Source organism: Sphingopyxis sp. BE235, from assembly GCF_031457175.1.
Classification (GTDB): Bacteria; Pseudomonadota; Alphaproteobacteria; order Sphingomonadales; family Sphingomonadaceae; genus Sphingopyxis.
On sequence record NZ_JAVDWC010000001.1, the window covers coordinates 549914 to 576684 of the forward strand.

Sequence of the window (26771 nt, forward strand, 5' to 3'; positions counted from 1 at the left end):
CCCGATTGCGCAAAAGTGCGTCTCGCGCGCCCCGTCCCAGCAAAGTTGGGTGGCGTCAATATGACAATATTTCCGTCACTTAACTGTCATCGACACGTCACACGGCTCGCCGCAAACTGTCACACGCCCCCCCTAGAGGCCCGGCAACCACAAAGGGGGGGCTGTTACCATGATTCGAACTTTCAGCCTGCATTCCGCCGCCGCGCTCGCGCTTGCCACGGCTCTCCTCTCCGCTCCGGCGGCCGCGCAGGATGCCCCGATCCCGGCCGAAGACCGCGGCGATGGCGCGATCACCACGTCGCAGGACATCGTCGTCCTCGGCAGCGTCGGCTATCGGGGGCGCAGCGACGAGGCCGAACCCGTGCTGTCGTACGACAGCGAATTCTTTCAGCGCTTCGAACCGCTGACCGCGGGCGACGCGCTGAAGCGCGTGCCGTCGGTGACTTTCCTGTCGGACGTCATCGAAAGCGATGGCGCGCGCCTCCGCGGCCTGCCGCCGGGTTATACGCAAATCCTGATCAACGGCGAAAAGGTGCCGGGGTCGAATGCCGACCGCAGCTTCTTCCTCGATCGTATCCCCGCCGAGCTGATCGACCGCGTCGAAATCGTTCGTTCGTCTTCGGCGCGCCGCACCGGCGACGCGGTCGCGGGCACGCTCAACATCAAGCTGCGCGACGGTTATGAACTCGACGGCGGCTATTTGCGCGCGGGCGGCCTCTATTATGACGACAAGGAACTCGAACCGAGCGTCGGCGGCGTGTTCGGCGGCGCGCTCGGGTCGGGCCGCTTCCTGATCGGGGGCAATTTCCAGGGCCGCCACAACCCGAAGAAGAAATATTCGCTGCGCTACAGCGACTCGCCGGAGCATAACCCCGACTTCGCGACCGACGATTTCGAAAATCGCGAGGACCAGCGCGACACCCGCGACGGCAAGGATTATTCGTTCAACGCGACCTATGACATCAAAGGCGACACGACCGATTTCTCGGTCAACGGCTTCTATGTCCACACCGATCGTACCGAGGATGAGCGCAGCTTCGAATATAATCATCCGACGAATATCAACGGCCCGATCCGTGCGACACCGCCGGGCAATCTGACCGTCGACAACGCCAATGTCGCCAAGATCAATCAGGATAATTACAGCGTCAACGGCAAGCTCGCGCACCGCTGGTCGGCGGGCGAGACCAGCCTGAAGATCGGCTATGCCTATTTCGACGAAGACCGGTTCGAAACCGAATATGAGGTCGAGTTCGATCGCGCGCTGCCGCGCTTCACCGGCGATCAGACGCGCACCGCCATCACCGACAAGGAATTTTCGGTGCGGCTCGAGCATGAGGTCGACCTCGGCGAAACCGCCAAGCTGGTGTTCGGCGGCCTGTGGCAGGACAAGGATCGTGATTCCTCGATCACGGAGGCGCCGCGTGACCGGTTCAATCTGACCGCCGCAAACCGCCAGGGCTATGATCAGTTCACGCGCAACCCGACCGAGTTCGTCCGCACCTTCGGCGCCTTCGTGCCCGCGCTCGGCGGAATCAATACAATCCAGGAAAAGCGCCTCGACGGCTTCGTGCTGGTCGAGGGCGACATGCCCGGGGTAAAGTGGGAAGCCGGTGTCCGTTATGAAACGACCGATCTCACGATCGACGATTTTACCGTGCCTGCCGCGCTGCAGCGCACGACGAACAATTATGAGAAGCTGCTCCCTTCGGCGTCGATCAAGGTCGACGTCGGCGCGCGCGGCCGCATCACCGCCTCGACGGCGCGTACCAGCCGCCGCCCCGAGTTCAACTATCTCTCGCCGGTGACTTTGACGGAGGAGCTCGGCGACAACAGCCTCGTCGGCAATCCGCTGCTCGACCCCGAAACCTCCTGGGGCTTTGATCTCGGCTATGAACAGCGTGTTGGCCGCTCGGGTATCGTGGGGGTCAACCTCTTCTACCGCAAGGTCAACGACCTGATCGAGCTAGCCAACATCGGCGCAATTCCGGGCAGCTCGACCACTTTCCTTTACCAGCCGCAGAATATCGGCGACGGCAAGGTCTGGGGCGTCGAGTTCGACCTGTCGAGCGACCTTGGTTTTATCGGGCTGCCCGACACCGGCGTCTTCGGCAACGTGTCGTGGCTCGACAGCAAGATCGACGACGAATTCGGCGAGCGCCGCTTCAACGGGCAGAGCAAGTTTGTATACAACTTCGGCGTGATTCAGGACATTCCGTCGGTCGGCGCGGCGTTCGGCGCGACCTATCGCAAGCAGGGCGGCGCGTTCAGCCGCACCGTCGGCGAGGAAGTCTTCACCTCCTATGGCGCCGACCTCGAAGTCTTTGTCGAAAAGCGTTTCGGCAAGAGCTTCACGATCCGCGCGGTGGGGTCGAACCTGCTCAACGGTGCGAAGCGCGAGACGTTCAACAAATTTGCGGAGACCGGTGACCAGATCACCCGCGATTTCGACGAATATGAAGTCGAAAGCGAAAAGGCGGGTCCCGTCTTCCAGCTGATGGCGCGTTACGCCTTTTAACGCGCTGGGTTGCGGCGGCGGGCAGTCCCTTGCCCGCCGCCGTCAGCCGATATGCTTGAAGATCCACCCAATGCTCGCCCCGCCCGCGGGCGCGGTGCCGGTGACGACGAGCTGCTCGGTCGGGTGCGGCCGGCCTTCACCGTCGACCCACAGGCTTTGTTCGATATCGAGCCCGCCTTCGGACGTGCGGAATTGCCATAGCGGACCGCCATTGATGCGCAGCAGCGCCCCCAATTTGTCGGCGGTCAGGCTCGCCGAAATATGCGCGCCGAGGTGGAAGCGCAGCGTGAACCCCTTGTCGCCCTTGCGCCGCGTGCGCGGGGCGGGGAGGAGCATGTCCTCGCCGCGCAATTCGCGTCCGTTGGGCGACAGGATCAAGAGGCGGCGGTGGATCAGCCCGTGGCGCCGCGCATAGCCGTCGTGGCTCATCTCGACGCGGCTGCCCTGCGGCGTCTCGCGGCGGTCGAGTTCGACTTCGGTCACGCCTTTGCCGAGCGAGCCGTTGGCCAGGATCGCGGTCGAATTGCTGTCGCCCAGCGTCAGCGTCGAATGCGCCGCGGTGGTACGCAGCCCGCGCGCGAGGTCGGCGGGGATCGTCGCGCCGGTCAGCGCCGCGCCGCCGCAATTGACGACGATCCGCTCGGCGCCGTCGCTGAGTTCGAAGGCGAGGGTCGAGGCGCAGCCCGCTTCGGTCACGCGGGCAATGGGGGGAGGCGCCGCGTCGGCGAGCAGCACGACCTTGTTCGCGACGAGCCGCTGATAGCCCCAGTCGCGCGCCTGCTTCAGCGGCCGCGTGCGCACGCCGCTGGCGTCGACGATCGCCTGGATGGTGGCGGCCGATGTCGCGCCGCTGCCCTGCCAGCTGCCCATGCCGCCGTCGCTGTGGGTGAGGCCGAGCAGCGCCGGGACCGCGCGCGCGAGCACTTCCTGGATGAAGGGCGGCACCTCCATGCGGCGCATGTCGTATATTTTCGCGAGCATCGACAATGCCATGACCGCGTCGAGCTGCGCCTGCGGCGAGCGCGAGATATTGCCGCCGTCGGCGTAGAAGCTCGTCTCGAGCACCTTGCGCAGCCCGGCCTCGCCGAATATTTGCCGCGGCTCGCCGCCGGGCATCAGCAGCGACGCGGCGACGATCCCGACCCACGCGACCATCTGGCCGGTGCCGGGCCGCGTCTTGTCGGCAACGCGGTCGAGGTGGCGCGCCGCGCGCGCGAGATGGTTGAGCACCGCCGAGCGATAGACGAGGTCGCTCGACGAGAGGATCAGCGGCGCGTGCGCGGCCCAGAACAGGATGCGCCAGGCGCTGTTGTCGGCTTTCCACGCGGGCTCGCTCACGGTCTCGCCGTGGGTGCCGAGCCAGTGGCGGACGACCGCCTCGGCGATCGGCGCGCCGTCGGCGCGCGAGCCGGTGGCGGCGAGGTCGCGCAGCCAGGCGAAGCTGTGGAGATAATCGGCAAAGGTCGGCGCGACGTTCAGCGCGGCGAAGTCGAGTTCGCCGAGCGGCAGCTTGAGCCCGCGGTGGAGGAAATGGCCGGCACGGATCGCGGTGCCCGCGCGCGTGTCGCCCGGCACCGGATCGACCGGCACGCCGAGCAGCTTGAGCGGAAAGCGCCCCTTCAGGCGGAACGCGTGGAGCGGTGTGCGCCAGGTCAGGCGCGTGATCGCATTGGCGACGCGGTCGCCGAGCGAAAGGCCCTTGTCGGCAGGAAGGCGGATCAGGCGCTTGCCGGGTTCGATCGTGTCGTCGATGGCGTCGGCGGCGGCGCCCTCCGGTTCATCTTCTGGAGCGGTCACCGGTCTTGCCATGGTCAGGCGCCGCCGCGCAGCCGCCGGATATTGTCGGCATAGGCGTCGGGGCCGCCCTTGAAGGTCGCGGTGCCCGCAACGAGCACGTCGGCGCCCGCGGCGATCGCGAGCGGGGCGGTGCCCGCATCGATTCCGCCATCAACCTCCAGCCGGATGTCGCGGCCCGATTTGTCGATCATCTTGCGGACCGCCTCGATCTTCCTCAGCTGGCTCGAAATGAAGCTCTGGCCGCCGAAGCCCGGATTGACGCTCATGATCAGCACCAGGTCGATGTCGTCGATCAGATAATCGAGCATCTTCGCCGGGGTCGCGGGATTGAGCGACACGCCCGCCTGCTTGCCGAGCGACTTGATGTGCTGGACGGTGCGGTGGATGTGCGGCCCGGCCTCGGGATGGACGGTGATGATGTCGGCGCCCGCCGCGGCGAAGGCGTCGAGGAAATGGTCGACCGGCGAGATCATGAGGTGGACGTCGAAGGGCAAAGTCGAGTGCGGGCGCAGCGCCTTCACCACCGCCGGGCCGATCGTCAGGTTCGGCACATAATGGCCGTCCATCACGTCGATATGGACCCAGTCGGCACCCGCGGTCTCGATCGCGCGCACTTCCTCGCCCAGCCGCGCGAAATCGGCGCTGAGGATCGACGGGGCAATGCGGACGGGCGTGGTGGCGGCGGTCATAGAAACCGGCCTTAACCATCTAGCGAGTCGGGGGCAAGCGGGGCGGGGCGGCTATTGGCAGCTATCCCCAAATAATGTCGCGCGACGCTATCGCCAGCGCCAGCCGCCCTCGGTCTTGGCGCGATAGATCGGCATCGGGGCGAGCCCCGCGAGGACGACGAGGATGGTCATCAGAACGGGCCTGTCGCGGAAGAGCCAGGCGAGGCCGGCGATCATCGCGATATGAAGCGCGAGGAAGAACCAGCCTTCCCACACGAACGGCAGCCCGGTGCCATAGCCGTGGCGCTTGGCGCGAAACCAGGGGCTCTTGCGCATGAACAGGTGGAGCATGATCAGCTTTCCTCTTTCGGCGGCCGTCCGCGTCTGGCGGGAACCGGCGGTTTTACCGTCATGCCGCGCCGCGCCAGCGCCTCGCGCAGCAGTATCTCGATTTCGGCATTGGCGCTGCGCAGTTCGTCCGCCGCCAGCCGCTCGATCGCCGCATAGAGCGCGGGATCGAGGCGGAGGGCAAAGGCTTTTTTGGACTGCGTCGGCATTGGAACAAACCTCTATCCCCGTTCGCATCGAGCGAAGTCGAGATGCCGGGAGGTCGTGTACCCACGATGGGTGTCTCGACTTCGCTCGACACGAACGGGATTTTTACGTCAGTAAAGCGAACCGGCATTCACGACCGGCTGCGTGTCGCGTTCGCCGCACAGCACAACCATCAGGTTCGACACCATCACCGCCTTGCGTTCGTCGTCGAGGTCGACGACGCCCTTTTCGGACAATTGGGTCAGCGCCATCTCGACCATCGTCACCGCGCCTTCGACCAGCTTCTTGCGCGCCGCGATCACCGCCTCGGCCTGCTGACGGCGGAGCATCGCGCCGGCGATTTCCTGCGCATAGGCGAGGTGCGTGAGGCCGCATTCGTCGACGGTGATCCCCGCGACGCTCAGCCGCTCGATCAGCGCCTTGCGCAGCTCGACCCCGACCTCGTCGTGGTTGCCGCGCAGCGTGACTTCCTGATGCTCGATGTCGTCATAGGGGTAGCGCGAGCCGATCGAGCGCACCGCGGCCTCGATCTGCGCCATCACGAATTCCTTGTAATCGTCGACGTCGAACAAAGCCTGCGCGGTGTCGGTGACGCGCCACACGACCTGCGCCGCCATCTCGATCGGATTGCCGCGGAGGTCGTTGACCTTGATCTTGTCCGAAATCACGTTGTTCGCGCGCACCGCGATCTTCTTGCGCGTCAGCCAGGGGAGCACCCAGCGCAGCCCTTCCTCGCGGTCGGTGCCCTTGTACGCGCCGAACAGCTGGATCGCCGCGGCCTCGTTCGGGTTGATGAGGTAGAAGCCGCACAGGATCAGCAGGCCCACGACCGCCGAGGCGACAACGATGATCCATTTCCACGCGACCATATATTCGGCGTTGGCGTTGGTGATCCCCGCCCAGGCGGCGACGCCCAGCAGCAGCAGCCAGATGAATAACATCAGATAGCCGCTCTGCGTAGCGGCGCGTGTCTCGCGGCTGCGGTTCAGCGCGGGAGTCCCTGTTTCGACCATTTTGCCCTCCGAATCATTCGATGTAAAGATGATATCATATTTATATCGAATCGGGTGGAGGTCAATCGGGATTCGAGCGAACAGACGCTCATGTCGGTTTCGCTGCGGCAAGCTGGCTCAACGGCCGGAGTTGGGTTCGATCGTGTTCAGACCGGGATGTGTGGCAATCGGTGTGGTTGCCCATGGCGGCCGGCTGCGGCAGCATCGAAGCATACTCAAGTTCGGACTTCAAAACTGACGCGCTCGTGCGCGAAGGAGGACAGATGCTCCAGGGCAAAAAACTGGTTCAATCCATGTTCGCGCGGAGCGGCTACAGGATTGTAAGATCAGAATCCGGCATGCGGTATCGGCCGACCGCAGCCGACGCGCGCCACTCTGCCAGCTTGCTCGATGAGATACTTCCCGTGGTGCAGCACAATGCGCTGACCGGAGAATGGCCGACGCCAGCATTTCTTGAGGACTATTTCGATGCCAGCCGCCTTGCGATGGCCCGCCTGCTGCTTGATCAATGCGATGCCGAAGATGTCGAAATCGCGGGCAAGCGCGTTCTGGACATCGGGTGCCACGCAGGGAGCCTGCTGCGCCTCATGCACGCCAGATACCCGGAAGCCTCGCTCTTCGGATGCGACATCAGCGATGTGAAGCTCGCGATGGCCAAACGCGCCTGTCCGGACGCCGAACTCTTCTTCAGCGCGCTTTCGGACCTTCCCCGGTCATCGCGCTACGATGTGGTGTTCCTGATGGAAGTGCTTGAGCACACGGTCGATCCCGAAGCCGTTGTCCGGCGCCTGCTCGATATTGTGTCCGCTGCCGGGACGCTCATATTGACAGTTCCCGATGGGCGGAAGGATCAATTCCCCGCCAAGGAATATCATGCGGAGTTTGATTCCTACGCGGGCCACATCAACTTCTGGAGTCCGGAGAGCTGGCGCTATTTCCTTATGCGGACCGCTCCCGAGTGGAAACTTCGTACAGGAACGCTGCCGACCGGACATTTGTTCGCAGCGCTAAGCATGAAGAATAAGGTGAATTAGGATAAACAAAGGGGGCGAAATCGCCCCCTTTGCCTCCCCGGTATCGTTCGCTTATTCGGTTGGGAAACCGCGCTTTTTCAGCAGCGCTTTCACGTCGGGATCGCGGCCGCGGAACGCGCGATACGCCTCGGCGCGGTCGGTTTCGTTGCCGGTCATCAGCAGGATGGTGCGGAACTTGTCGGCAACGCTGCGGTCCCACGGGCCGCCGGCTTCGGTGAAGGCGGCCCAGGTGTCCGCATCCATCGTTTCGGACCACAAATAGCTGTAATAGCCCGCCGAATAGGCGTCCGAGCTGAACAGATGACCGAACTGCGGCAGCCGGTGCCGCATGACGAGTTCCTTCGGCATGCCGATTTCGGCGAGCGTCTCGCGTTCGAACTTGTCGGCGTCGGTCGGCGGCGTCTTGCGGTCGTGCAGCTTCATGTCGACGATCGCGCTCGACAGATACTCGACCGTCGAAAAGCCCTGGTTGAACTTGTCGGAGGCGAGGATCTTGTCGACCAGCGCCTGCGGCATCGGCTCACCCGTCTTGTAGTGCGTCGCATATTTCGACAGCACTTCGGGGGTCATCAGCCAATTCTCGTTCACCTGGCTCGGATATTCGACGAAGTCGCGCGGCACCCCGGCGAGCGCGGGATAATAGATGTGCTGCAGCAGATAATGGATGCCGTGGCCGAATTCGTGGAACAGCGTCGTCGCATCGTCGAGGCTGATCAGCGTCGGCTCGCCCTTCGCGGCTTCGGTGAAATTATTGTTGTTCGACGCAAGGACGTTGCGCTCGCCGCCGAGCGTCTGCTGGCTGCGATAGGTCGTCATCCACGCGCCCGAGCGCTTCCCGTCGCGCGCGAAATTGTCGAGATAGAAGACCCCGACATTCTCGTTCGTCTTGAGGTTATAGACCTCGAAGGTGCGGACCTTGGGATCGAAGACGGGGATCGTGCCGGTGTTCTCGCGGAAGCCGAGGTCGTAGAGCTGGCCGGCCGACCAGAACATCGCATCGCGCAGTTTGTCGAGCTGGAGGTACGGCTTCACCTCGCTTTCATCGAGGTCGTATTTCGCCTTGCGGACCTTCTCCGAATAGAAGCGATAGTCCCACGGCTCGATGGTGAGCTTCGGACCCTTGCCGGCCTTGGCTTCGGCGTCGGCGATCGCCTGCATGTCGGCGACCTCTTCCTTCACGCGCGCGACCGCGGCGGGCCAGACCTTCATCATCAGCCCCATCGCGGCTTCGGGGGTCTTCGCCATCGTGTCGGCCATGCGGTAATGCGCATGCGTCGGGAAACCGAGCAGTTCGGCGCGCTGCTGGCGCAGCTTCAATATCTCGACGATCGTCGCATTGGTGTCGTTCGCGTCGCCATTGTCGCCGCGGCTGATAAACGCCTTGTAGACCTTCTCGCGAAGCGCGCGGTTGGTCGCGCCCTGCATCACCGGCTGCGCCGACGAGCGGGTGTTCTTGATCGCCCACTGGCCGGGCTTGCCATTGGCTTCGGCCGCCGCGGCGAGCGAGGCGACGAAGCCGGGCTCGAGACCCGCGAGCTCGGCCTTGTCGGTGACGAAGGTGTAGAGCTTTTCATCGCCGAGCAGCTTCGACGAGAAGGCCGAGAACAGCCCTTCGAGCTTCGAGTTCATCGCGACGAGCTTCGTCTTGTCGGCGGGCGACAGGTTCGCGCCGTCGCGGACCATCTCGTCGTAGCTGCGCTCGACGATGCGGATTTGCTGCGCGTTGAGGCCGCTGTTGTTCCGCTTGTCGTACACCGCCTTGTAGCGCGCGAAGAGTTTGGGATCGAGGAACAGCTCGGTGTAGAAGGTGGTGAGCTTGGGGCTCCACTCGGCGTCGATGTCCTCGACGCGGTCGTTCGACTTGTTCGACGTCTGCACGCCCCACAGCGCGAAGAGGCGGTCCATCGTATCGCCCGCGAGCATCATCGGGACATGCGTGTTCTCGAACGTCGGGACCTGCGGATTATCGATTACCGCCTGCACCTCCGCCTTGGTCTCGGCCATGCCCTTCACGAAGGCATCGGGGAACAACTCGGGGTCCATCTTGTCCCATGGCGGCAGCCCTTCGTAGGGGCCGGTCCACGGCGCGAGCATCGGGTTTTTGTCGGCCAGCGCGGTGGCGGGAGGCGGGACGATCGGTTGGGCGGTTGCGGTGGTCATCTGGCTATAACCCACGATCATCGCGGTGGATGCAAGCATGATCGACAAATGACGGGCAAAAGGGTGCGCGGTGCGCGACATCGATAAATCTCCCCGGAGGATAAGGTTTCGAACGAAACCATGTCGGGGGCCGTCTTAACCTTATATGACAGGGGGGTGCAAGCCGCCTAGGCGCCAAAATCCTGCTGGATCAGGCCGGGCACGTCGACGCCGAAGCTGAACACGCCGCCCGCATGCGGTTGCTTCGCGCGCTCCTCGTCGGTCAGATTCTTGCCCGCGCTGGTGACGAACGCGGTCTTGAGGTCGGGTCCGCCAAAGGCGATCATCGTCGGGCGCTGGACCGGCAGCTCGACCGTCTGGATCAACTCGCCTGCGGGTGAGAAGCGCACGACGCGCCAGCCGTCCCACAGCGCCGACCAGTAGCAGCCCTCGGCATCGACCGCCGCGCCGTCGGGACGGCCCTTGCCCAGCTCGAACTGGTGGAAGATGCGGCCTTTGCCGAGCGTGCCCGCGGCCGGGTCGACATCATAGGCGCGGATCGCATGCGTCGGCGTGTCGGCGTGGTAGAAGGTGCGGCCGTCGGGGCTGAAGGCTGCGCCGTTGCTCGTCGTCAGCCGTCCGAAGATTTCGGTCAGCGAGCCATCGGGATCGAGCCGGTAAAGCGTGGCCGCGGGGTTCGCCTTGTCGCTCGTCAGGCTGCCGACCCACAGCCGCCCCGCGGCGTCGACACGGCCGTCGTTGAAGCGCTGTTCGGGTTTGTCGGCGAGCACCGCTGGCCCGAACGGACGCGGTGCGGCACCCCACGCGTCGATCAGCGCGCAGCCATTTTCGAGCGCCGCGACCAGCCCGCCGCGCGCGCGCGGCGCGATGCACCCGACCTGCTCGGTAAGCTCCATCACCTCGTCGGCGCCGCTTGCTGGATCGGTGCGATGGATTTTGCGGCCGTCGATATCGACCCAATAGAGGCGAGCTTCGGTGGCATGCCAGAAGGGCGATTCGCCAAGCAGCGCGCCGGCATCGAGAAGCAGTTGGACCATGGAGCGGGTCTTAGCGCGGCCCGCCGATGCTGCCCAGCGGCTGCAAACCTATTCGCTGTGCTGGATGCAGCCGCCGCGTAATTTTCCTTCGTCATCCCGGAGGAAAGGCAGGGCGACGAAAGAGTCTCAAGCCGTAGCGTCTTTCTACTTGACGTGGACGTAAACGTAAGGTCTTTTGAGCGGGAAAGATGCGGCCGACTCCCCGCTTGCGTTCGGCTGTTCTCAGGGAAAGGAACCATATGTCGCTCGATAATCTGTCGCGCTCCGCCTACTCCGAAGATCATGAGGCGTTTCGCGCCACGGTACGCCAGTTCCTCGAAAAGGAAGTCGCGCCCAATGCGGCGAAATGGGCCGAGGATGGCATCGTGCCCAAGGATATTTGGCCCAAGGCGGGCGAACTCGGCATGCTGTGCCCGACGGTGCCCGAGGCATATGGCGGGCTCGGCCTCGACTTCGGCTATAATGCGGTCGTCGACGAAGAAAGCGCCTATTATGGCCGCGCCACGACGGGCTTCTCGCTCCAGTCGGACATCGTCACCAGCTATATCGTCAAATATGGCAGCGAGGAGCAGAAGAAGCACTGGCTGCCCAAGATGGTGTCGGGCGAGGTGATCACCGCGATCGCGATGACCGAACCGGGCACCGGCAGCGACCTTCAGGGGATGCGCACGACCGCGAAAAAGGATGGCAATCATTATGTCATCAACGGGTCGAAGACGTACATCACCAACGGCCAGAACGCCGACCTCATCCTGGTGTGCGTCAAGACCGACACCGAGGTCCAGCCGGCGTGGAAGGGCGTTTCGATCGTCCTCGTCGAAGCCGACCGCGAAGGTTATGAGCGCGGGCGCAACCTCGACAAGATCGGGCAGGACGAGGCCGACACGTCGGAAATGTTCTTCAACGACGTGCGCGTGCCGATCACCAACTGCCTCGGCGAAGAGGGGCAAGGCTTCATTTATCTGATGAGCGAGCTTCCGCAGGAGCGTCTCTCGATCGCGGTGAGCGCGCAGGCATCGGCGCAGCGCGCGTTCGACGATACGGTCGAATTCACCCGCGACCGCAAGGCGTTCGGCAAGCCGATCCTCGACTTCCAGAACACGCGCTTCGTGCTCGCCGATCTCAAGGCCAAGCTGCAGGTCGGCTGGGCGCACCTCGACTGGGCGCTCAACCGTCACATGAAGAAGGAACTGACCCCCGAGGAAGGCGCCGCGGCGAAGCTGTGGCACACCGACCTTCAATGGGAAGTCATGGACAAATGCCTCCAGCTCCACGGCGGCGCGGGCTATATGAACGAATATCCGATCGCCCGTGCGTGGCGCGCCGCGCGCGTCACCCGCATCTTCGGCGGCACGAACGAGATTATGAAGGAACTGATCGGGCGCAAGCTCTGAAGAAATTTTCTCTCCCCTTGCGGGAGAGAAAGACTTGGCTTGGCGGCGTGCCGCCTAGCAAGTCTTGAGAGGGGGCCTTACCTCGGCGCCGTAACGCGATCCCTCTCCCAGCTCCGCCCCGGATCAAGTCCGGGGCTCCACATCCCTCTCCCGCAAGGGGAGAGGGAAGAAGGTGAAAGGAATTCTCCCATGGCTACTGCTTATATCGTCGACGCCGTCCGCACCGCGGGCGGCAAGCGCGGCGGCCGGCTCGCGGGCGTCCATCCCGTCGACCTCGGCGCCGCGGTGTTCGACGCGATCGCCGACCGCAATGATTTCGACCCCAAGGCGATCGACGACGTCATCACCGGCTGCGTCAGCCAGGGCGGCCAGCAGACGATGGATCTCGGCCGCAACGCCGTGCTCGCCTCGAACCTCCCCGACTCGATCCCCGCGGTCACCATCGACCGCCAGTGCGGCTCGTCGCAGCAGGCGATCCAGTTCGCCGCGCAGGCGGTGATGTCGGGAACGCAGGACATCGTGCTCGCGAGCGGCATCGAAAGCATGACGCGCGTACCGATGGGCACCGTCGCGACTTTGTTCATCAAGGAAGGGCTCGGCCATTATAAGTCCGAGCGGCTCGAGGAAAAATATCCCGGCATCATGTTCAGCCAGTTCATGGGCGCCGAAATGATCGTCAAGAAGCATGGCTTCACCAAGGACGACCTCGACGCCTATGCGCTCGAAAGCCATCGCCGCGGCGCCGCCGCCACCGAGGCAGGGCATTTCAAGCGCGAGATCGTCGGCGTCGAGATCGACACGCCCGAGGGCCGTCAGGTGCATCTGGTCGACGAAGGCATCCGCTTCGACGCGACGCTCGAGGGTATCGCCGGGGTCAAGCTGCTCCAGGAGGGCGGCGCGATCACCGCGGCATCGGCGAGCCAGATCTGCGATGGCGCCTCGGCGGCGCTTGTCGTGTCCGAGCAGGCGCTCAAGGATCACAATCTGACCCCGCGCGCGCGCATCCATCATATTTCGGTGACCGCGGGCGATCCGGTGATCATGCTCGAAGAGCCGTTGTTTGCGACCGAACGCGCGCTGAAGAAGGCGGGCATGAAGATCGGCGATATCGACGCCTACGAGGTCAACGAGGCGTTCGCCCCGGTGCCGCTCGCCTGGCTCAAATATCTCGGCGCCGATCCCGCGCGGATCAACCAGCATGGCGGCGCGATCGCGCTCGGCCACCCGCTCGGCGCCTCGGGCACCAAGCTGATGGCGACGCTGCTCGGCGTGCTCGACGCGACCGGCGGCAAATATGGCCTGCAAACGATGTGCGAAGGCGGTGGCCAGGCCAACGTCACGATCATCGAGCGGCTTTAAGCAATCCAGCGTCGCCCCAGCGAAAGCTGGGGCCGCTATCCACCCGGCGCACCGTCGCCAGCGATCCCAGCTTTCGCTGGGATGACGAAAATCAGAGAGGACAACCCATGAAACTCGACTCAACCGTATCCGCCGTCGTCACCGGCGGCGCCTCGGGCCTCGGCGCCGCCACCGCGCGCGCGCTTGCCGCGAAGGGCGTCAAGGTCGCGATCTTCGACCTGCAGGAAGAAAAGGGCCTCGCGATCGCGGCCGAACTCGGCGGCATTTTCTGCGAATGCAACGTCACCGACGACGCGTCGGTCGACGCCGCCTTCGCCAAGGCGCGCGAAGCGCATGGTCAGGAACGCATCCTTGTCAATTGCGCGGGCACCGGTAACGCGATCAAGACCGCGAGCCGCAGCAAGGAAGACGGCAGCATCAAGCATTTCCCGCTCGATGCGTTCAACTGGATCATCCAGATCAACCTCGTCGGCACCTTCCGCTGCATCGCCAAGTCGGCGGCGGGCATGCTGACGCTCGATCCGATGGAAGACGGCGAGCGGGGCGCGATCGTCAACACCGCTAGCGTAGCGGCCGAAGACGGCCAGATCGGCCAGGCGGCTTATTCGGCGTCGAAGGGCGGCGTTGTCGGCATGACGCTCCCCATCGCGCGCGACCTCGGCAACGAGAATATCCGCGTCAACACGATCCTGCCCGGCATCTTCGACACCCCGCTGCTCGCGGGCGCGCCGCAGCCGGTGCGCGACGCTTTGGGTGCGTCGGTGCTCAACCCGAAGCGCCTTGGCGTTCCCGCCGAATACGCCAATCTTGCGATGTGCATGATCGAGAATGGCTATTTCAACGGCGAGGACGTCCGCCTCGACGGCGGCATCCGCATGGCGCCGCGCTGATATGCCCAAACCGGAAAGCTGGCGGCTCGACGTCGCCAGCTACCCCGTCTGCATCGAATTGCAGACGCGTTTTCAGGACATGGACATCAACGGCCACCTCAACAATGTGGCCTTTGCCGCCTTGTTCGAGAGCGGCCGCGTGCTGCTCAACCGGCAAATTCGTCCATGGGACGAGCGTCCAGCGAACGAGCGGACGATGGTCGCGGCGGTCGAGATCAACTATCTCGCCGAGGGCAATTTCCCCGATCCCGTGCAGATCGCGACGGGCATCGGCCGGCTCGGCACCTCGAGTTGGACGATCGTGCAGGCGATGTTCCAGAACGGCCGCGCGATCGCGACGTGCGACACCGTCGTCGTGTGCCGCACCGACGGGCAGGCGAAACCGCTCCGCGCCGCAATGGTCATGGAGCTGGAGGCGAATCTGGTGAGTCCGGTTTAAAATCTGTGTGCACCCGCGAAGGCGGGTGCCCATCACCGAACGGCGCTATTTCGCACGGGCGGGAGATGGATCCCCGCCTTCGCGGGGAAGCACGCCTTTATGGGGTGTGTAGATTACAGATTCTTGTCGGCGTCGGGGACCGAGCGGATCAGGTCGCGCGCGAAACCGATCAACCCGATCTGGCGGCGGCGCTTCAGCCGTTCGGCGCGCAGGATGGCGCAGACCTCGTCGAAGCAGCCTTCGACGTTGTCGTTGATCAGCACATAATCATAGCCGTCCCAGTGGCTGATCTCGTTCGCGGCGCGTTCCATGCGCGCGGCGATCACCTCGTCGCTGTCGGTGTTGCGGCTGCGCAGACGGCGTTCGAGTTCCTCCATCGTCGGCGGCAGGACGAAGACGCGGACGACGTCGGGGCCGGCCTCCTGATAAAGCTGCTGCGCGCCCTGCCAGTCGATGTCAAACAGCACGTCCTTGCCCGCATCGAGCAGTTCGTCGACGCGCGCGCGCGGCGTCCCGTAACGGTGGCCGAAGACATGCGCCCATTCGAGGAACTCGCCGTCGGCCGCCATCTTCTTGAAGGTATCGGTGTCGACGAAATGATAATGGACGCCGTCGATTTCGCCGGGGCGCGGCGGGCGCGTCGTCGCGGAGATCGAGAGCGCGATATCCTTGTCGGCCTCGAGCATCATTCTCGAGATGGTGGTCTTGCCCGCGCCCGAGGGCGAGGAGAGGACGAACAACACGCCGCGGCGGTTCAGGTGGACGCTTTCAGCCATGGGCGCTATTCGCCAAAGCAGCCGCGCGGGTCAAGCGTCGTATGCGGGTTCCACGTCCGTGGAACAGGGGGGAGCGGGGCATGGCGGGAATTTCACGAACCGGATGGCTGGTGGCGGCGGCACTGGTCGCGCTGCTCGCGGCGATATTGCTCGGCATGGGCCGCCCGCCGATCTGTCCGTGCGGTACGATCAGCCTGTGGCACGGCAGCGTCCAGTCGAACCAGAACAGTCAGCAGATTTCGGACTGGTACAGCTTCAGCCATGTGATCCACGGCTTCATCTTCTATGGCGTGCTGCGCTGGATCCTGCCGCACCGGCCGCTGTGGGTGCCGCTCGCCATCGCGATCGGCGTCGAGGGCGCCTGGGAAATCCTCGAAAACTCGCCGATCATCATCGACCGCTATCGCGAAGTGACGATGGCGTTCGGCTATTCGGGCGATTCGGTGCTCAATTCGGTGAGCGATACGCTGTTCATGGTGCTGGGCTTCGTCGCCGCCAGCAAGATGCGCTGGTGGGTGACGGTGGCGTTAGCGATCGTCTTCGAGCTTTTCACATTGTGGACGATCCGCGACAATCTGACGCTCAACGTGCTCATGCTCGTCTCGCCGGTCGAGGCAATCAAGGAGTGGCAGGCGGGCGCCTAAGAAATAGCGTCGCCCCTGCGAAGGCAGGGGCCGCAAGCGGTCTAGAGCTGCTGCGAAGTGACAAGCCGACGGCGGCCCCCGCCTTCGCGGGGGCGACTGGTTCGCTTAATGGATCGCGGTGCTGCGCCCATTCGAGTCGACTGGGATCGCCGGCGGCAGGGCGTCGCCGATCGTCTGCCCGTCGGTCGGTATTTTGGCGGTGCCGGCATAGGTGTCGACCACGCCCGCCTTTGCGAGTTCGGGGTCGAGTGCATGCGCCTCGGCCGCCGCCTTGCGCGCTTCGGCGCGCTCGGCCCATTTCTTGGTAAGATAGCCCGCCGCGACCGTCGCCGCGAGTACGGCGTAACGCTGCGGGAACAGCCGCCGCGCCGCGAAGAGCGTGCCCGCGCCGATGACCGCTCCGGCCATGGGATGATTGCCCTTCTGGCGCCCAATGGCGCTTCCGAGAACGCCGCCAACGATCCGACCGATCATCTTCATCTCTCCTTCCCCTCATCAATTCCCGGAGTCGGGTTAGGGTTCCGAACCCAGCATCGTGCGCGGGTCGACGACGCGATCGAATGTCGCGGCATCGACATAGCCGAGATCGAGCGCGGCTTCCTTCAGCGTGCTGCCCGTTTCATGCGCGTGCTTTGCGATCTTCGCCGCCTTGTCATAGCCGATTTCGGGCGCGAGCGCGGTTACGAGCATCAGCGAGCGGTTCATCAACTCGTCGATGCGGGCGCGATTTGGCTCGATTCCGACAACGCAATGTTCGGTGAAGCCCGCCATGCCGATCGCGAGCAGTTCGATCGAGCGCAGCACATTCGATCCGATCAGCGGCTTGAACACGTTGAGTTCGAGATGGCCTTGGAGGCCCCCGACGGTCACCGCCTGATGGTTGCCGATGACCTGCGCGGCGACCATCGTCAGCATCTCGCACTGCGTCGGGTTGACCTTGCCCGGCATGATCGAGCTGCCCGGCTCGTTTGCCGGCAGGTCGAGTTCGCCCAACCCCGCGCGCGGGCCCGAGCCGAGCAGGCGGATGTCGTTCGCGATCTTGGTGAGCGCGACCGCCAGCGTGTTCAAAGCGCCCGAAAAGAAGACGAGCCCGTCGTTCGATGCCAGCGCCTCGAACTTGTTGGGTGCGGGTTCGAAGGCGATGCCGGTGCTTTTCGAAAGCTCCTCGGCGATCGCAGCGTCGAATCCGGCAGGCGCGTTCAGCCCTGTGCCGACCGCGGTGCCGCCCTGCGCGAGCTTGCAGATATCGTGCGCCAGCGCGCCCTCGATCCGAGCGCGGCACGCAATCAGCTGCTGGGCATAGCCCGAGAATTCCTGGCCCAGCGTCAGCGGGGTCGCGTCCTGCAAATGGGTGCGGCCGATCTTGACGATATCGCCCCACGCGTCCGCCTTGGCGGCGAGTGCGTCGGTCAGCTCGATCAGCGCCGGCAGCAGCCGCGCGGTCGTTTCGACCGCGACCGCGACATGCAGCGCGGTCGGGAAGCTGTCGTTCGACGACTGGCCCATGTTGACATGATCGTTCGGATGCACCGGCGACTTGCCGCCGCGCGTCCCGGCGAGTGCTTCGTTGGCGATGCCCGCGATCACTTCATTGGCATTCATGTTCGACTGGGTGCCGCTGCCCGTCTGCCAGATCGCGAGCGGAAACTGATCGTCATGGCGGCCGGCGACGACCGCCTCGGCCGCGGCGTCGATCGCGTCGGCGAGGCCCGCATCTAGCCCATGGCTGCGATTGACCCGCGCCGCCGCGCCCTTGATCCGCGCGAGCGCGTGGACGATCGGCAGCGGCATGCGCTCGTGCGCCGGGAAGGCGAAATTGTGCCGGCTGCGTTCGGTCTGCGCGCCCCAATAGGCGTCGGCCGCAACCTCGATTTCGCCGATACTGTCGCTTTCGATTCGCGTGCTCATGCCACCAGCATCCTCGTTACCAGAACCGATCCCGCCCAGATCATCGCGACAAGCCCCAGCATCTGCCAATATCCGCTCTCGCCGACGCGGCGGCGCAGCCATGCCGCGGCGAGCCACGCGAGCACGAGCGCGGGGGTCAGGATCAATACGCTAAAGCGCAGCAGCCCGTCGGCTATCTGTCCGCGCGGAATATCGCTTTGGGCCAGCGCATAGCCCTCAACCCCCCACCAGAAAGCGGCGGTGAGCACGACCATACCCGCGAGAGCCCAATATTGCCAAAAACGGCTGGGGGGCCAGTTGGGGCCCGCCATCTTAGCGCTTCTTGCCGAAATCCACCGTCACGACATTCGAACCGTCCTCGGTCGTTACCTCGGGGCGATCGTTGTCGGCTTCGTCATGCGGCTCGGGCTGGGTTTCGTCGTCGTCGCTGACCTGGAACTGCAGCCCGAAATCGACCGAAGGATCGACGAAGGCGGTGATCGCGGCGTAGGGGATGGTGAGGATCGACGGTGTCTGATTGAACGACAGGCCGACGCTGAAATGATCGTCCTCAACCTTCAGGTCCCAGAAGCGGTTCTGCAGCACGATCGTCATTTCGTCGGGAAATTTGGCGATCAGATGCGCCGGAATATCGACCCCGACCGCCTGCGTCTTGAAGGTGATATAGAAATGATGTTCGCCGGGCAGGCTGTCGTAACCGACGATCTGGCTGAGCACGCGGCCGACCACGGCGCGCAGCGCGTCCTGCACGATTTCGTCATAGGGAATCAGGCTGTCGCGTACATCGTCACTCATGGGGCGAGGGGATGAACGCGCGCCGCGCGGGGGTCAAGAGGGGAGAGTCGCCTTGCGCTGTGAAAAGTGGGTGCTATGGGGGCGCCATGCGTACCGCCACCGTCCAGCGCACGACCAAGGAAACGGATATCGCGATCGCCGTCAATCTCGACGGAACGGGCGAATATTCGGTGTCCACCGGCATCGGTTTCCTCGACCATATGGTCGAGCAATTGTCGCGCCATTCGCTGATCGACATCTCGATGCAGGTGCAGGGCGACCTTCATATCGACCAGCATCACACCGTCGAGGATTCGGCGCTCGCGCTCGGCGAAGCGGTGGCCAAGGCGCTCGGCGACAAGCGCGGCATCGCCCGCTACGGCGAGGCGCATGCGCCGATGGACGAAACGCTGACGCGCTGCGTGCTCGACATTTCGGGGCGCCCGCACTGCGTCTATAAATCGGCCTTCTCGCAGCCGCGGCTCGGCGAGATGGACACCGAGATGTTCCCGCACTGGTTCCACAGCTTCGCGCAGGCGGCGGGGATCACGCTGCACATCGAGATGCTCTATGGCGAGAATAACCATCACATCGCCGAGAGCATGTACAAAGCACTCGCGCGCGCTCTGCGGCAAGCGGTCGAAATCGATCCGCGCAAGGGCGATGCGATCCCCTCGACCAAGGGTGTCCTCTAGGGCCAGAAAATGAGCAGCATTGCCCTGATCGACTATGGCGCGGGCAATCTTCGCTCGGTGCATAATGCGCTCGTCGCTGCGGGCGCCGACAATGTTGCCGTCACCGCCGATCCTGATCTTGTCGCGAAGGCCGACCGCATCGTGCTGCCCGGCGTCGGGGCGTTCGCCGCGTGCATGAACGGACTGTCGGCGATCGACGGGCTGGTGGGCGCGATGGAACAGCGCGTGCGCGGCGAGGGTGCGCCCTTCCTCGGCATCTGCGTCGGCATGCAATTGCTCGCCGACGCGGGCGAAGAGCATGGTCGCCACGCGGGGCTCGGATGGATCGGCGGCACCGTGCGTGCGTTCGATCCGGCGCCGGGCCTGCGCATCCCGCACATGGGCTGGAACGACGTCGTGCCCGGCTTCGCGCATCCGGTGATCGCCGCGGGCGAGGCCTATTATCTTCACGGCTATCATTTCGCCGACGCGGTCGATGTCGCCGCGACCAGCAGCCATGGCGGATCCTTCGTCGCCGCGGTGGCGAAGGACAATATCGTCGGCGTTCAATATCATCCCGAAAAGAGCCAGGCCTATGGCCTCGCGACGCTCGAAAGGTTTCTCAATTGGCGGCCCTGACCATCTTCCCCGCGATCGATCTTAAGCGCGGACAGGTCGTGCGGCTCGCCGAGGGCGATATGGCGCGCGCTACCGTCTATGGCGACGATCCCGCGGCGCAGGCGCGGCTGTTTGCAGGCGCGGGCGCATCGCACCTCCATGTCGTCGACCTCGACGGCGCCTTCGCAGGTGAAAGCGTCAATGGCGCTGCGGTCGAGAGCATCATCGCGGCATTCCCGGGCAAGGTGCAGGTCGGCGGCGGAATCCGCGACCGCGCCGGGGTCGACCGCTGGCTGTCGCTCGGCGTCGAGCGCGTTATCATCGGCACCGCGGCATTGAAGGATCCCGAGTTCGTCAAATCGGCGGCGCGCGATTTGCCTGGTCGGATCGTCGTCGGCGTCGACGCCCGCGACGGCATGGTCGCGACCGAGGGCTGGGCCGATGTCTCGGACGTGCGCGTCGAGGATCTGGCGCGTCGCTTCGAGGACGCGGGCGTCGCGGCGCTGCTGTTCACCGACGTCGGCCGCGATGGGCTGCTCAAGGGCTGCAATGTCGAAGCGACGGTCGCGCTTGCGCAGGCGATCGCCATTCCGGTGATCGCGTCGGGCGGCGTTGCCGATATCGGCGATATCCACGCGTTGCGTCCGCATGTCGCAAGCGGAATCGAAGGCGTCATCACCGGACGCGCGCTCTACGACGGGCGGCTCGACTTGGCCGAAGCGATTGCGGCGGGAAATTCCCCTCCCGCTGGCGGGAGGGGCTAGGGGAGGGCATGTCGACAATGCTTCCCTCCCGAAACAAGCCCTCCCCCAACCCCTCCCATAAATGGGAGGGGAGCAAGTGACCGTCCGCGTCCGCGTCATCCCCTGCCTCGACGTCGCCGACGGGCGCGTCGTGAAGGGGGTCAATTTCGTTGACCTGCGCGATGCGGGCGACCCGGTCGAGGCCGCGCGCGCCTATGACGCCGCGGGCGCCGACGAGCTCTGTTTCCTCGATATCAGCGCCAGCCATCAGGGGCGCGGCACCTTGCTCGACATGGTCAGCCGCACCGCCGAAGTCTGCTTCATGCCGCTCACCGTCGGCGGCGGGGTGCGCAGCGCCGACGATGCGCGCGCCTTGCTGCTCGCGGGTGCCGACAAGGTCGCGGTGAACAGCGCCGCGGTTGCGCGGCCCGAACTCGTCGCCGACATCGCCGACCGCTTCGGCAGCCAGTGCGCGGTCGGCAGCATCGACGCGCGGCGGGTTGAAGAGGGGCGTTGGGAAATATTCACCCACGGCGGGCGCAAGCCGACCGGGATCGACGCGCTGGAACATGCCGTCCGGCTTGCCGAACTCGGCGCGGGCGAATTGCTCGTCACCAGCATGGACCGCGACGGCACCAAGGATGGTTACGACCTCACGCTCACGCGCGCGATCGCCGATGCGGTCAGCGTGCCGGTGATCGCATCGGGCGGCGTCGGCAATCTCGACCATCTCGTCGCGGGCGTGATCGAGGGCGGCGCCAGCGCGGTGCTCGCCGCGAGCATCTTCCACTTCGGCGAAGCGACCGTCGCCGAAGCGCACGCGCGGCTCGCCGCCGCCGGATTGCCCGTTCGCGCACATTAATCCGCGCGCGGGGTAGTCATGCGGGGAGGGGGCTGCAATAGAAGCGGCATGACCTCGAAACTGCGCCTCGCCGACCGCACCAACGACATCTTCCCGATTCTGGGTTTCGTTGCCGCGATGGCGAGCCTCGCGATGCCGCTCAATGCGTGGCTGGTCGCGTTCATTCTCGCGGGCGCGGTCATCGCGGCGGTTCATCATGCCGAGGTGATCGCGCACCGCGTCGGCGAACCGTTCGGCACGCTGATCCTAGCGCTCGCGGTGACGGTGATCGAGGTCGGGCTGATCCTGACGCTGATGCAGGCCGAACCCGAAAAGGCGCAGTCGCTCGCGCGCGATACGGTGTTCGCGGCGGTGATGGTGATCCTCAATCTCTTGATGGGCCTCTGCCTGCTCAGCGGGGCGATCCGCCATCACGAGCAGCGTTTCCAGCGGACCGGCATCGGCGCCGCGCTTGCTACGCTCACGGTGCTCACGGTCGTGACCTTGGTGCTCCCGAATTTCACCTCGAGTGTGCCGGGCCCCTTTTATTCGGCGACGCAGCTTGGCTTCGTCGCGGTCGTTTCGCTGATTCTCTATGGCACCTTTGCGCTGGTGCAGACGGTTCGCCACCGCGACTATTTCCTTCCCGACGGCGATGCCGACGGCGACGGTGAGCCCGACGCGCACGCCGCACCGCCGAGCATTCAGCGCACCGCGATTTCGGGCGCGCTGCTGCTCGCGAGTCTCGTCGCGGTCGTGCTGCTCGCGAAAAATCTGTCGCCGATCATGGGGGCGCTGCTCGCCGACTGGGGCGCGCCGCCCGCGGTGCTCGGCGTGCTGATCGCGGCGCTGATCCTTGCGCCCGAAGGTTTGGCAGCGGTGCGCGCGGCGAAGGCCGACCGTCTCCAGACCAGCCTCAATCTCGCGCTCGGCTCGGCGCTCGCGACGATCGGCCTCACCATCCCGGCGGTCGCGATCCTGTCGATCATGACCGACTTGCCGATCAGCCTCGGGCTCGACGCCAAGTCGACCGTGCTCTTGTTCCTGTCGCTGATCGTGTCGGTGCAGACGCTTGCGAACGGCCGTACCACGGTGCTGCAGGGGGTGATCCACCTGATGCTGTTCGCGATCTACCTGTTCACGACCTTTGTGCCCTAGGTCTTTCGAACGAACACCGTTCCCGCCGAATAGCCCGCGCCGAACGAACAGATCAGCCCGGTGTCGCCCGCCGTCATATCCTCATGATGCAGGTGAAAGGCGATGATCGAGCCCGCGCTTGACGTATTGCCATAGGTGTCGAGCACCGTCGGGCTCTCGTCGTCGCTCGCCTCATGCCCCAGCACGCGCTGCGCGATCAGGCGGTTCATGTTGGTGTTCGCCTGGTGCAGCCACAGGCGGCGCATATCGCTGCCGTGGAGGTTCAGCGCCTCCATCTGCTCGACGATCAGATTGGCGACCCACGGCACGACTTCCTTGAACACCTTGCGGCCTTCCTGGACGAAGAGCTTGTCGCTCTTTGGTCCCGACTGGTCGATCCCGCCATGGCCGCGGTTGAGGAAGCCAAAATTGTTGCGGATATTGTTGCTGAACTGGGTCTTGAGCTTGGTGCCGAGGATGTCCCAATGCCCCGCGGGCGCGATGGTCTTGTCCTCGACGAGGATCGCGGTCGCGACGTCGCCGAAGATGAAATGGCTGTCGCGGTCGCGCCAGTTCAAATGCCCCGAACAGATTTCGGGGTTCACGACGAGCACGCTTTTCGCGTGGCCCGCGCGAATATAATCGGCGGCGGTCTGGATGCCGAAGGTTGCCGACGAGCAGGCGACATTCATGTCGAACCCGAAGCCGTCGATGCCGAGCGCGTCCTGAATTTCGACCGCCATCGCGGGATAAGGGCGCTGCATGTTCGACGCGGCGCACAGCACCGCATCGACTTGCGAAGCATCGCGCCCCGCGCGCGCAAGCGCGTCCTTCGCGGCAAGGACGCCGATTTCGGCGAGGATCGACAGCTCGTCGTTGCTCCGTTCGGCGATCCGCGGCGCCATATGTTCGGGGTCGAGAATGCCCGCCTTGTCGACGACGAAACGCGATCCGATGCCGCTCGCCTTCTCGATAAATTCGACGCTCGATTCAGTAAGTTCGGCAATCTCACCCGCCGCGATGGCGGCTGCATTTTCTCTATTGTGCAACGCAACATACTGGTTAAAACTTGCGACAAGTTCTTCGTTGGAGATGCGTTCGGCGGGGGTGAAAAGGCCGGTGGAGGAAATGACCGGCTGCGGTGTATGCGACATGTGGCTCTCGTATGTCTTATCGTTTCAAGACACGCTGATTAGGCCTCGCCGCGGCATCGCGCAACGCCCCCAAATTGCCTGAACGATCGCTAACGTCATGGTTAACCCGCCACTAACCATTTTAGTGGCAGACTGTTTGATGCAGGCCTCCGGGGGGATGGCTCCCCGGGCGCCGTGCGGGAGCATGACCATGGCGACGCGTTCGGGACCGGCAGCAGGCGACCTGTCGATTGCGGAAATCAAGGAATTTGCGGGTTTTCCAGCGGCGACGCAGCGCTACATCCGCCGCTCGCTCGACATCGGGCTCGAACGCGACGACGCGATCGCCCGCTGGTCGCGCGACATGGTCGAGGAAACCGCGATCCGCGTGCAGGCGCGCGTCTATCAGCGTCTGCACGAAGTCCGCGGGCATATCCCCGACGACAGCGGGCTCGACGCGCTCGAACATTTCATGGCGCCGCTGATCGCGGTGTCGGCGTTCGACCTCGGGCAGGACCGGCTGCATGCCTTTGCCCCCTATCGCTTCCTCTACGAACGGCTGCTCGGCGCGCATGCGCGGCCGTGGTTGCCCGGCGCCTTTTGCGCCGCGGCGTCGCTGCCGCACCTGCACCCCGACAAGCGCAAGCTGCTGCTCCAGTCGATCAGCGAAGCCGCCGCGACCGCACCCGGCTGGTCGGCGCGCGAGCCGAGCTTCTATCCCGAATGGGTCGACAAGATCGACGAGACCCGGCCGGCGAACTAGGTCCTGACCCTGGTTTCCGGCGGCAGCCGGAAAGATCAGATCACCGCGCGATAGAGGCCAAAGGCGCTGGTCGCGGTCAGCACGACGCCGACCATCACAAGCATCACCTTCGGCGAGAAGCGCTTCGCCATCATCGCGCCAAGCGGGGCGGCCGCCACGCCGCCGATGATCAGGCCGAGCGTCGGGCCCAATATCTCGTTGATCCCGAGGTTCGCGATGAAAGCGATCGAGACCGCGACGGCGAGGAAGAATTCGACGCTGTTGACGGTGCCGACGACCTTGCGCGGTTCGCCGCCCTGGACGAGCAGGTTCGAGGTCACGACCGGACCCCAGCCGCCGCCGCCCGCCGCGTCGAGGAAGCCGCCGACGACCGCCAGGGGCGCGACGACTTTGGGCTTCGCGATCTTGGGCGGATAGAGCAGGCCGCGAATGAGCAGCCAGATGCCGATCAGCACCAGATATCCCAGCACGAAGGGCTTTACGACGTCGGCGTGCAGCGACGAAAGGACATAGGCGCCCAGGACGCCGCCGATCACGCCCGGGATCAGAAGCCGGAAGAACAGCGGCCAGTCGATGTTGCGATGGAATAAGTGGCTGAGTCCCGACGCGCCGGTCGTGAAGATTTCGACGACATGGATGCGCGCCGACGCCGTTGCGGGCGGAACGCCGAGAACCGCGACGAGCAATGTGTTGCAGATGACGCCGAACGCCATGCCCAGCGCGCCGTCGACGAGCTGCGCCGCGAAACCGATGAGGATGAACGGCAGGAGCGCGGTAAAGTCGATGGCCGCAAGATCAATCATATTTCATCCCAACCCTTTTGATTGACAACCTGCTGCCGGGATTTCCGCTCGCGCGCCAGCCCAAATTTTCTGCTGGCGACAAAGGGATTTGTTTCCGCGCCCGATCGAACCGCGGTAAACCGGGTCAGCCGGTCAGGTCATCGGGCAGGTTGTCGCGCACATAGTCGATGAAAGCGCGCAGCTTGGGCATCACCTGCTTGCGGCCGGGATAATAGAGGAAGAGGCCCGATGTCGATGCGGCATGGTCGGTGAGCACCAGTTCGAGCTCGCCCGATTCGACCATCGCCGTCGCCATCGGTTCGGCCATCATGCCCATCGCGACCCCGGCGCGCATCGCGACCAATGCGGCGATCCAGTCGTTGACGATAATCGGGCCGGTGACCGCGACGTCGAAATCGCGGTTACCGCGTTCAAAGGTCCACGGCATCAGCCCGCCGCTTGCAAGGCGGAAGCGGACGCAGCGGTGGTCGCGCAAATCCTCCGGCGTCTGCGGGCGGCCATGTTTGTCGAGATAAGCGGGCGCCGCGGCAACGACGAAGCGAAAGGAGCCGGTCAGGCGGACCGCGATCATGTCGGCGTCGAGCGCTTCGCCCATCCGTACCCCGGCGTCGAACCCGCCCGCGCTGAGGTCGGCGAGCGCGTCGTCGGCATAGATTTCGAGCTCGATCTCGGGATAGGTTTCGCAAAAGCCCGCGATGATCGGTTCGAACAGGGGCTGCACCGCACCGCGCATGAGGTTGATGCGGAGGCGCCCCGCGGGCCGGTTGCCAAGATTGCGCGCCGCTTCATAGGCATCGGCGAGCCCCGAATAAGCGGGAGCGGCGCGTTCGAGGAACATTTCGCCCGCTTGCGTGAGGCCCACGCTGCGCGTCGTGCGCATGAACAAGGGCGCGCCGACGCGCGCTTCGAGTGCTTTCACGGTCTGGCTGATCGCCGAGGGCGAGACACCGAGGTCGGCAGCGGCGGCGGAAAAGCTGCGCCTTTCCGCAACACGCAGGAAGGCTTCGATCCCGTCGAGCGCCCCTTGGGGGATTGTTAAATCCTGCTTCAAAGCACTTGCAGATTATAGAGGATTATCTATCTGCGCAACCGC

28 protein-coding genes are annotated in these 26771 nt (G+C 64.7%); 13 read left to right on the forward strand and 15 right to left on the reverse strand.

Annotated elements, in window-relative coordinates; translation table 11 throughout:
* The first annotated feature begins 169 nt into the window (after window positions 1-169).
* Window positions 170-2518 carry a TonB-dependent receptor domain-containing protein gene (locus J2X38_RS02600; protein ID WP_310250985.1) on the forward strand — a complete coding sequence of 783 codons (2349 nt, stop codon included), beginning with the start codon at window positions 170-172 and terminating at the stop codon, window positions 2516-2518.
* A 42-nt stretch (window positions 2519-2560) separates the two neighbouring features.
* Here J2X38_RS02600 and J2X38_RS02605 read toward each other — a convergent pair whose 3' ends face one another.
* The 5 genes from J2X38_RS02605 to J2X38_RS02625 form a co-directional block, all read right to left on the reverse strand.
* Entirely contained in the window at window positions 2561-4327 is a 1767-nt protein-coding gene (locus tag J2X38_RS02605; protein ID WP_310250989.1) for a heparinase II/III family protein, read from the reverse strand.
* Between the two features lie 2 nt (window positions 4328-4329).
* Window positions 4330-5004, reverse strand: a complete 675-nt coding sequence (rpe, locus tag J2X38_RS02610; RefSeq protein WP_037516851.1) for a ribulose-phosphate 3-epimerase — start codon at window positions 5002-5004, stop codon at window positions 4330-4332.
* A gap of 87 nt (window positions 5005-5091) precedes the next feature.
* Window positions 5092-5334, reverse strand: coding sequence for a hypothetical protein (locus J2X38_RS02615; protein WP_137889060.1), 243 nt, complete (start codon window positions 5332-5334; stop codon window positions 5092-5094).
* A 2-nt stretch (window positions 5335-5336) separates the two neighbouring features.
* Complete coding sequence (locus J2X38_RS02620; protein ID WP_058538868.1) at window positions 5337-5540, reverse strand: hypothetical protein; 204 nt, start codon at window positions 5538-5540, stop codon at window positions 5337-5339.
* A gap of 108 nt (window positions 5541-5648) precedes the next feature.
* A complete protein-coding gene (locus J2X38_RS02625; protein WP_310251000.1) occupies window positions 5649-6551 on the reverse strand; it encodes an SPFH domain-containing protein in 903 nt (300 codons plus the stop codon).
* Window positions 6552-6814: 263 nt separating this feature from the next.
* Here J2X38_RS02625 and J2X38_RS02630 point away from each other — a divergent pair, with 263 nt between their 5' ends.
* On the forward strand, window positions 6815-7585 hold the full coding sequence (locus J2X38_RS02630; RefSeq protein ID WP_310251002.1) for a class I SAM-dependent methyltransferase: 771 nt from the start codon (window positions 6815-6817) through the stop codon (window positions 7583-7585).
* 51 nt (window positions 7586-7636) lie between these two features.
* On the opposite strand, the gene J2X38_RS02635 is transcribed toward J2X38_RS02630, so the two are convergent.
* Entirely contained in the window at window positions 7637-9826 is a 2190-nt protein-coding gene (locus J2X38_RS02635) for a M3 family metallopeptidase (protein WP_310251003.1), read from the reverse strand.
* 86 nt (window positions 9827-9912) lie between these two features.
* Window positions 9913-10782, reverse strand: a complete 870-nt coding sequence (locus tag J2X38_RS02640) for an SMP-30/gluconolactonase/LRE family protein (protein ID WP_310251004.1) — start codon at window positions 10780-10782, stop codon at window positions 9913-9915.
* Window positions 10783-11021: 239 nt separating this feature from the next.
* On the opposite strand from J2X38_RS02640, the gene J2X38_RS02645 reads away from it, so the two are divergent.
* From J2X38_RS02645 to J2X38_RS02660, 4 genes are all read left to right on the forward strand, one after another.
* Window positions 11022-12176 carry an acyl-CoA dehydrogenase family protein gene (locus J2X38_RS02645; RefSeq protein ID WP_058538873.1) on the forward strand — a complete coding sequence of 385 codons (1155 nt, stop codon included), beginning with the start codon at window positions 11022-11024 and terminating at the stop codon, window positions 12174-12176.
* Between the two features lie 189 nt (window positions 12177-12365).
* Window positions 12366-13535, forward strand: a complete 1170-nt coding sequence (locus J2X38_RS02650) for an acetyl-CoA C-acetyltransferase (protein WP_310251007.1) — start codon at window positions 12366-12368, stop codon at window positions 13533-13535.
* A gap of 107 nt (window positions 13536-13642) precedes the next feature.
* Window positions 13643-14425 carry an SDR family NAD(P)-dependent oxidoreductase gene (locus J2X38_RS02655; RefSeq protein ID WP_037516562.1) on the forward strand — a complete coding sequence of 261 codons (783 nt, stop codon included), beginning with the start codon at window positions 13643-13645 and terminating at the stop codon, window positions 14423-14425.
* 1 nt (window position 14426) lies between these two features.
* Window positions 14427-14864, forward strand: coding sequence for an acyl-CoA thioesterase (locus tag J2X38_RS02660; RefSeq protein ID WP_310251011.1), 438 nt, complete (start codon window positions 14427-14429; stop codon window positions 14862-14864).
* 113 nt (window positions 14865-14977) lie between these two features.
* Here the strand turns inward: J2X38_RS02660 and gmk are convergent, their stop codons facing one another.
* A complete protein-coding gene (gene gmk, locus J2X38_RS02665; protein ID WP_310251014.1) occupies window positions 14978-15640 on the reverse strand; it encodes a guanylate kinase in 663 nt (220 codons plus the stop codon).
* An 80-nt stretch (window positions 15641-15720) separates the two neighbouring features.
* Here gmk and J2X38_RS02670 point away from each other — a divergent pair, with 80 nt between their 5' ends.
* Entirely contained in the window at window positions 15721-16284 is a 564-nt protein-coding gene (locus J2X38_RS02670; protein ID WP_310251017.1) for a DUF2585 domain-containing protein, read from the forward strand.
* A gap of 105 nt (window positions 16285-16389) precedes the next feature.
* Here the strand turns inward: J2X38_RS02670 and J2X38_RS02675 are convergent, their stop codons facing one another.
* Genes J2X38_RS02675 through J2X38_RS02690 form a run of 4 tightly spaced genes read right to left on the reverse strand, consistent with a single transcriptional unit; the run spans window position 16390 to window position 18987 of the window.
* Window positions 16390-16758 (reverse strand): hypothetical protein, encoded by a 369-nt coding sequence (locus J2X38_RS02675; protein ID WP_310251021.1) that lies wholly within the window; start codon window positions 16756-16758, stop codon window positions 16390-16392.
* 39 nt (window positions 16759-16797) lie between these two features.
* On the reverse strand, window positions 16798-18192 hold the full coding sequence (gene fumC, locus J2X38_RS02680; protein ID WP_310251023.1) for a class II fumarate hydratase: 1395 nt from the start codon (window positions 18190-18192) through the stop codon (window positions 16798-16800).
* Window positions 18189-18503, reverse strand: a complete 315-nt coding sequence (locus J2X38_RS02685) for a hypothetical protein (protein ID WP_310251026.1) — start codon at window positions 18501-18503, stop codon at window positions 18189-18191. The genes fumC and J2X38_RS02685 overlap by 4 nt, the downstream gene beginning before the upstream one ends.
* A 1-nt stretch (window position 18504) precedes the next feature.
* Window positions 18505-18987, reverse strand: coding sequence for an SspB family protein (locus tag J2X38_RS02690; protein WP_037516578.1), 483 nt, complete (start codon window positions 18985-18987; stop codon window positions 18505-18507).
* 86 nt (window positions 18988-19073) lie between these two features.
* Here J2X38_RS02690 and hisB point away from each other — a divergent pair, with 86 nt between their 5' ends.
* The 5 genes from hisB (at window position 19074) to J2X38_RS02715 (ending at window position 23000) form a co-directional block, all read left to right on the forward strand.
* Window positions 19074-19661 carry an imidazoleglycerol-phosphate dehydratase HisB gene (gene hisB, locus J2X38_RS02695; RefSeq protein WP_310251036.1) on the forward strand — a complete coding sequence of 196 codons (588 nt, stop codon included), beginning with the start codon at window positions 19074-19076 and terminating at the stop codon, window positions 19659-19661.
* A 9-nt stretch (window positions 19662-19670) separates the two neighbouring features.
* Complete coding sequence (hisH, locus tag J2X38_RS02700; RefSeq protein WP_310251040.1) at window positions 19671-20279, forward strand: imidazole glycerol phosphate synthase subunit HisH; 609 nt, start codon at window positions 19671-19673, stop codon at window positions 20277-20279.
* Window positions 20267-21022, forward strand: a complete 756-nt coding sequence (gene hisA, locus J2X38_RS02705) for a 1-(5-phosphoribosyl)-5-[(5-phosphoribosylamino)methylideneamino]imidazole-4-carboxamide isomerase (RefSeq protein WP_310251044.1) — start codon at window positions 20267-20269, stop codon at window positions 21020-21022. The genes hisH and hisA overlap by 13 nt, the downstream gene beginning before the upstream one ends.
* Window positions 21023-21098: 76 nt before the next feature.
* Complete coding sequence (hisF, locus tag J2X38_RS02710; RefSeq protein WP_058538883.1) at window positions 21099-21863, forward strand: imidazole glycerol phosphate synthase subunit HisF; 765 nt, start codon at window positions 21099-21101, stop codon at window positions 21861-21863.
* Between the two features lie 48 nt (window positions 21864-21911).
* The gene (locus J2X38_RS02715) at window positions 21912-23000 is read left to right on the forward strand and encodes an ionic transporter y4hA (RefSeq protein WP_310251048.1); all 1089 of its coding nucleotides are present in this window, start codon (window positions 21912-21914) and stop codon (window positions 22998-23000) included.
* On the opposite strand, the gene J2X38_RS02720 is transcribed toward J2X38_RS02715, so the two are convergent.
* Complete coding sequence (locus J2X38_RS02720; protein ID WP_310251051.1) at window positions 22997-24133, reverse strand: beta-ketoacyl-ACP synthase III; 1137 nt, start codon at window positions 24131-24133, stop codon at window positions 22997-22999. The genes J2X38_RS02715 and J2X38_RS02720 overlap by 4 nt on opposite strands.
* Before the next feature lie 190 nt (window positions 24134-24323).
* Between J2X38_RS02720 and J2X38_RS02725 the strand changes: the two genes are divergently transcribed.
* Window positions 24324-24875, forward strand: coding sequence for a hypothetical protein (locus J2X38_RS02725; protein ID WP_058538886.1), 552 nt, complete (start codon window positions 24324-24326; stop codon window positions 24873-24875).
* Between the two features lie 35 nt (window positions 24876-24910).
* Here the strand turns inward: J2X38_RS02725 and J2X38_RS02730 are convergent, their stop codons facing one another.
* Both J2X38_RS02730 and J2X38_RS02735 read right to left on the reverse strand, forming a co-directional pair.
* A complete protein-coding gene (locus J2X38_RS02730) occupies window positions 24911-25678 on the reverse strand; it encodes a sulfite exporter TauE/SafE family protein (protein WP_058538887.1) in 768 nt (255 codons plus the stop codon).
* Between the two features lie 124 nt (window positions 25679-25802).
* Entirely contained in the window at window positions 25803-26729 is a 927-nt protein-coding gene (locus tag J2X38_RS02735; protein WP_310251058.1) for a LysR family transcriptional regulator, read from the reverse strand.
* Between the last annotated feature and the right edge of the window lie 42 nt (window positions 26730-26771).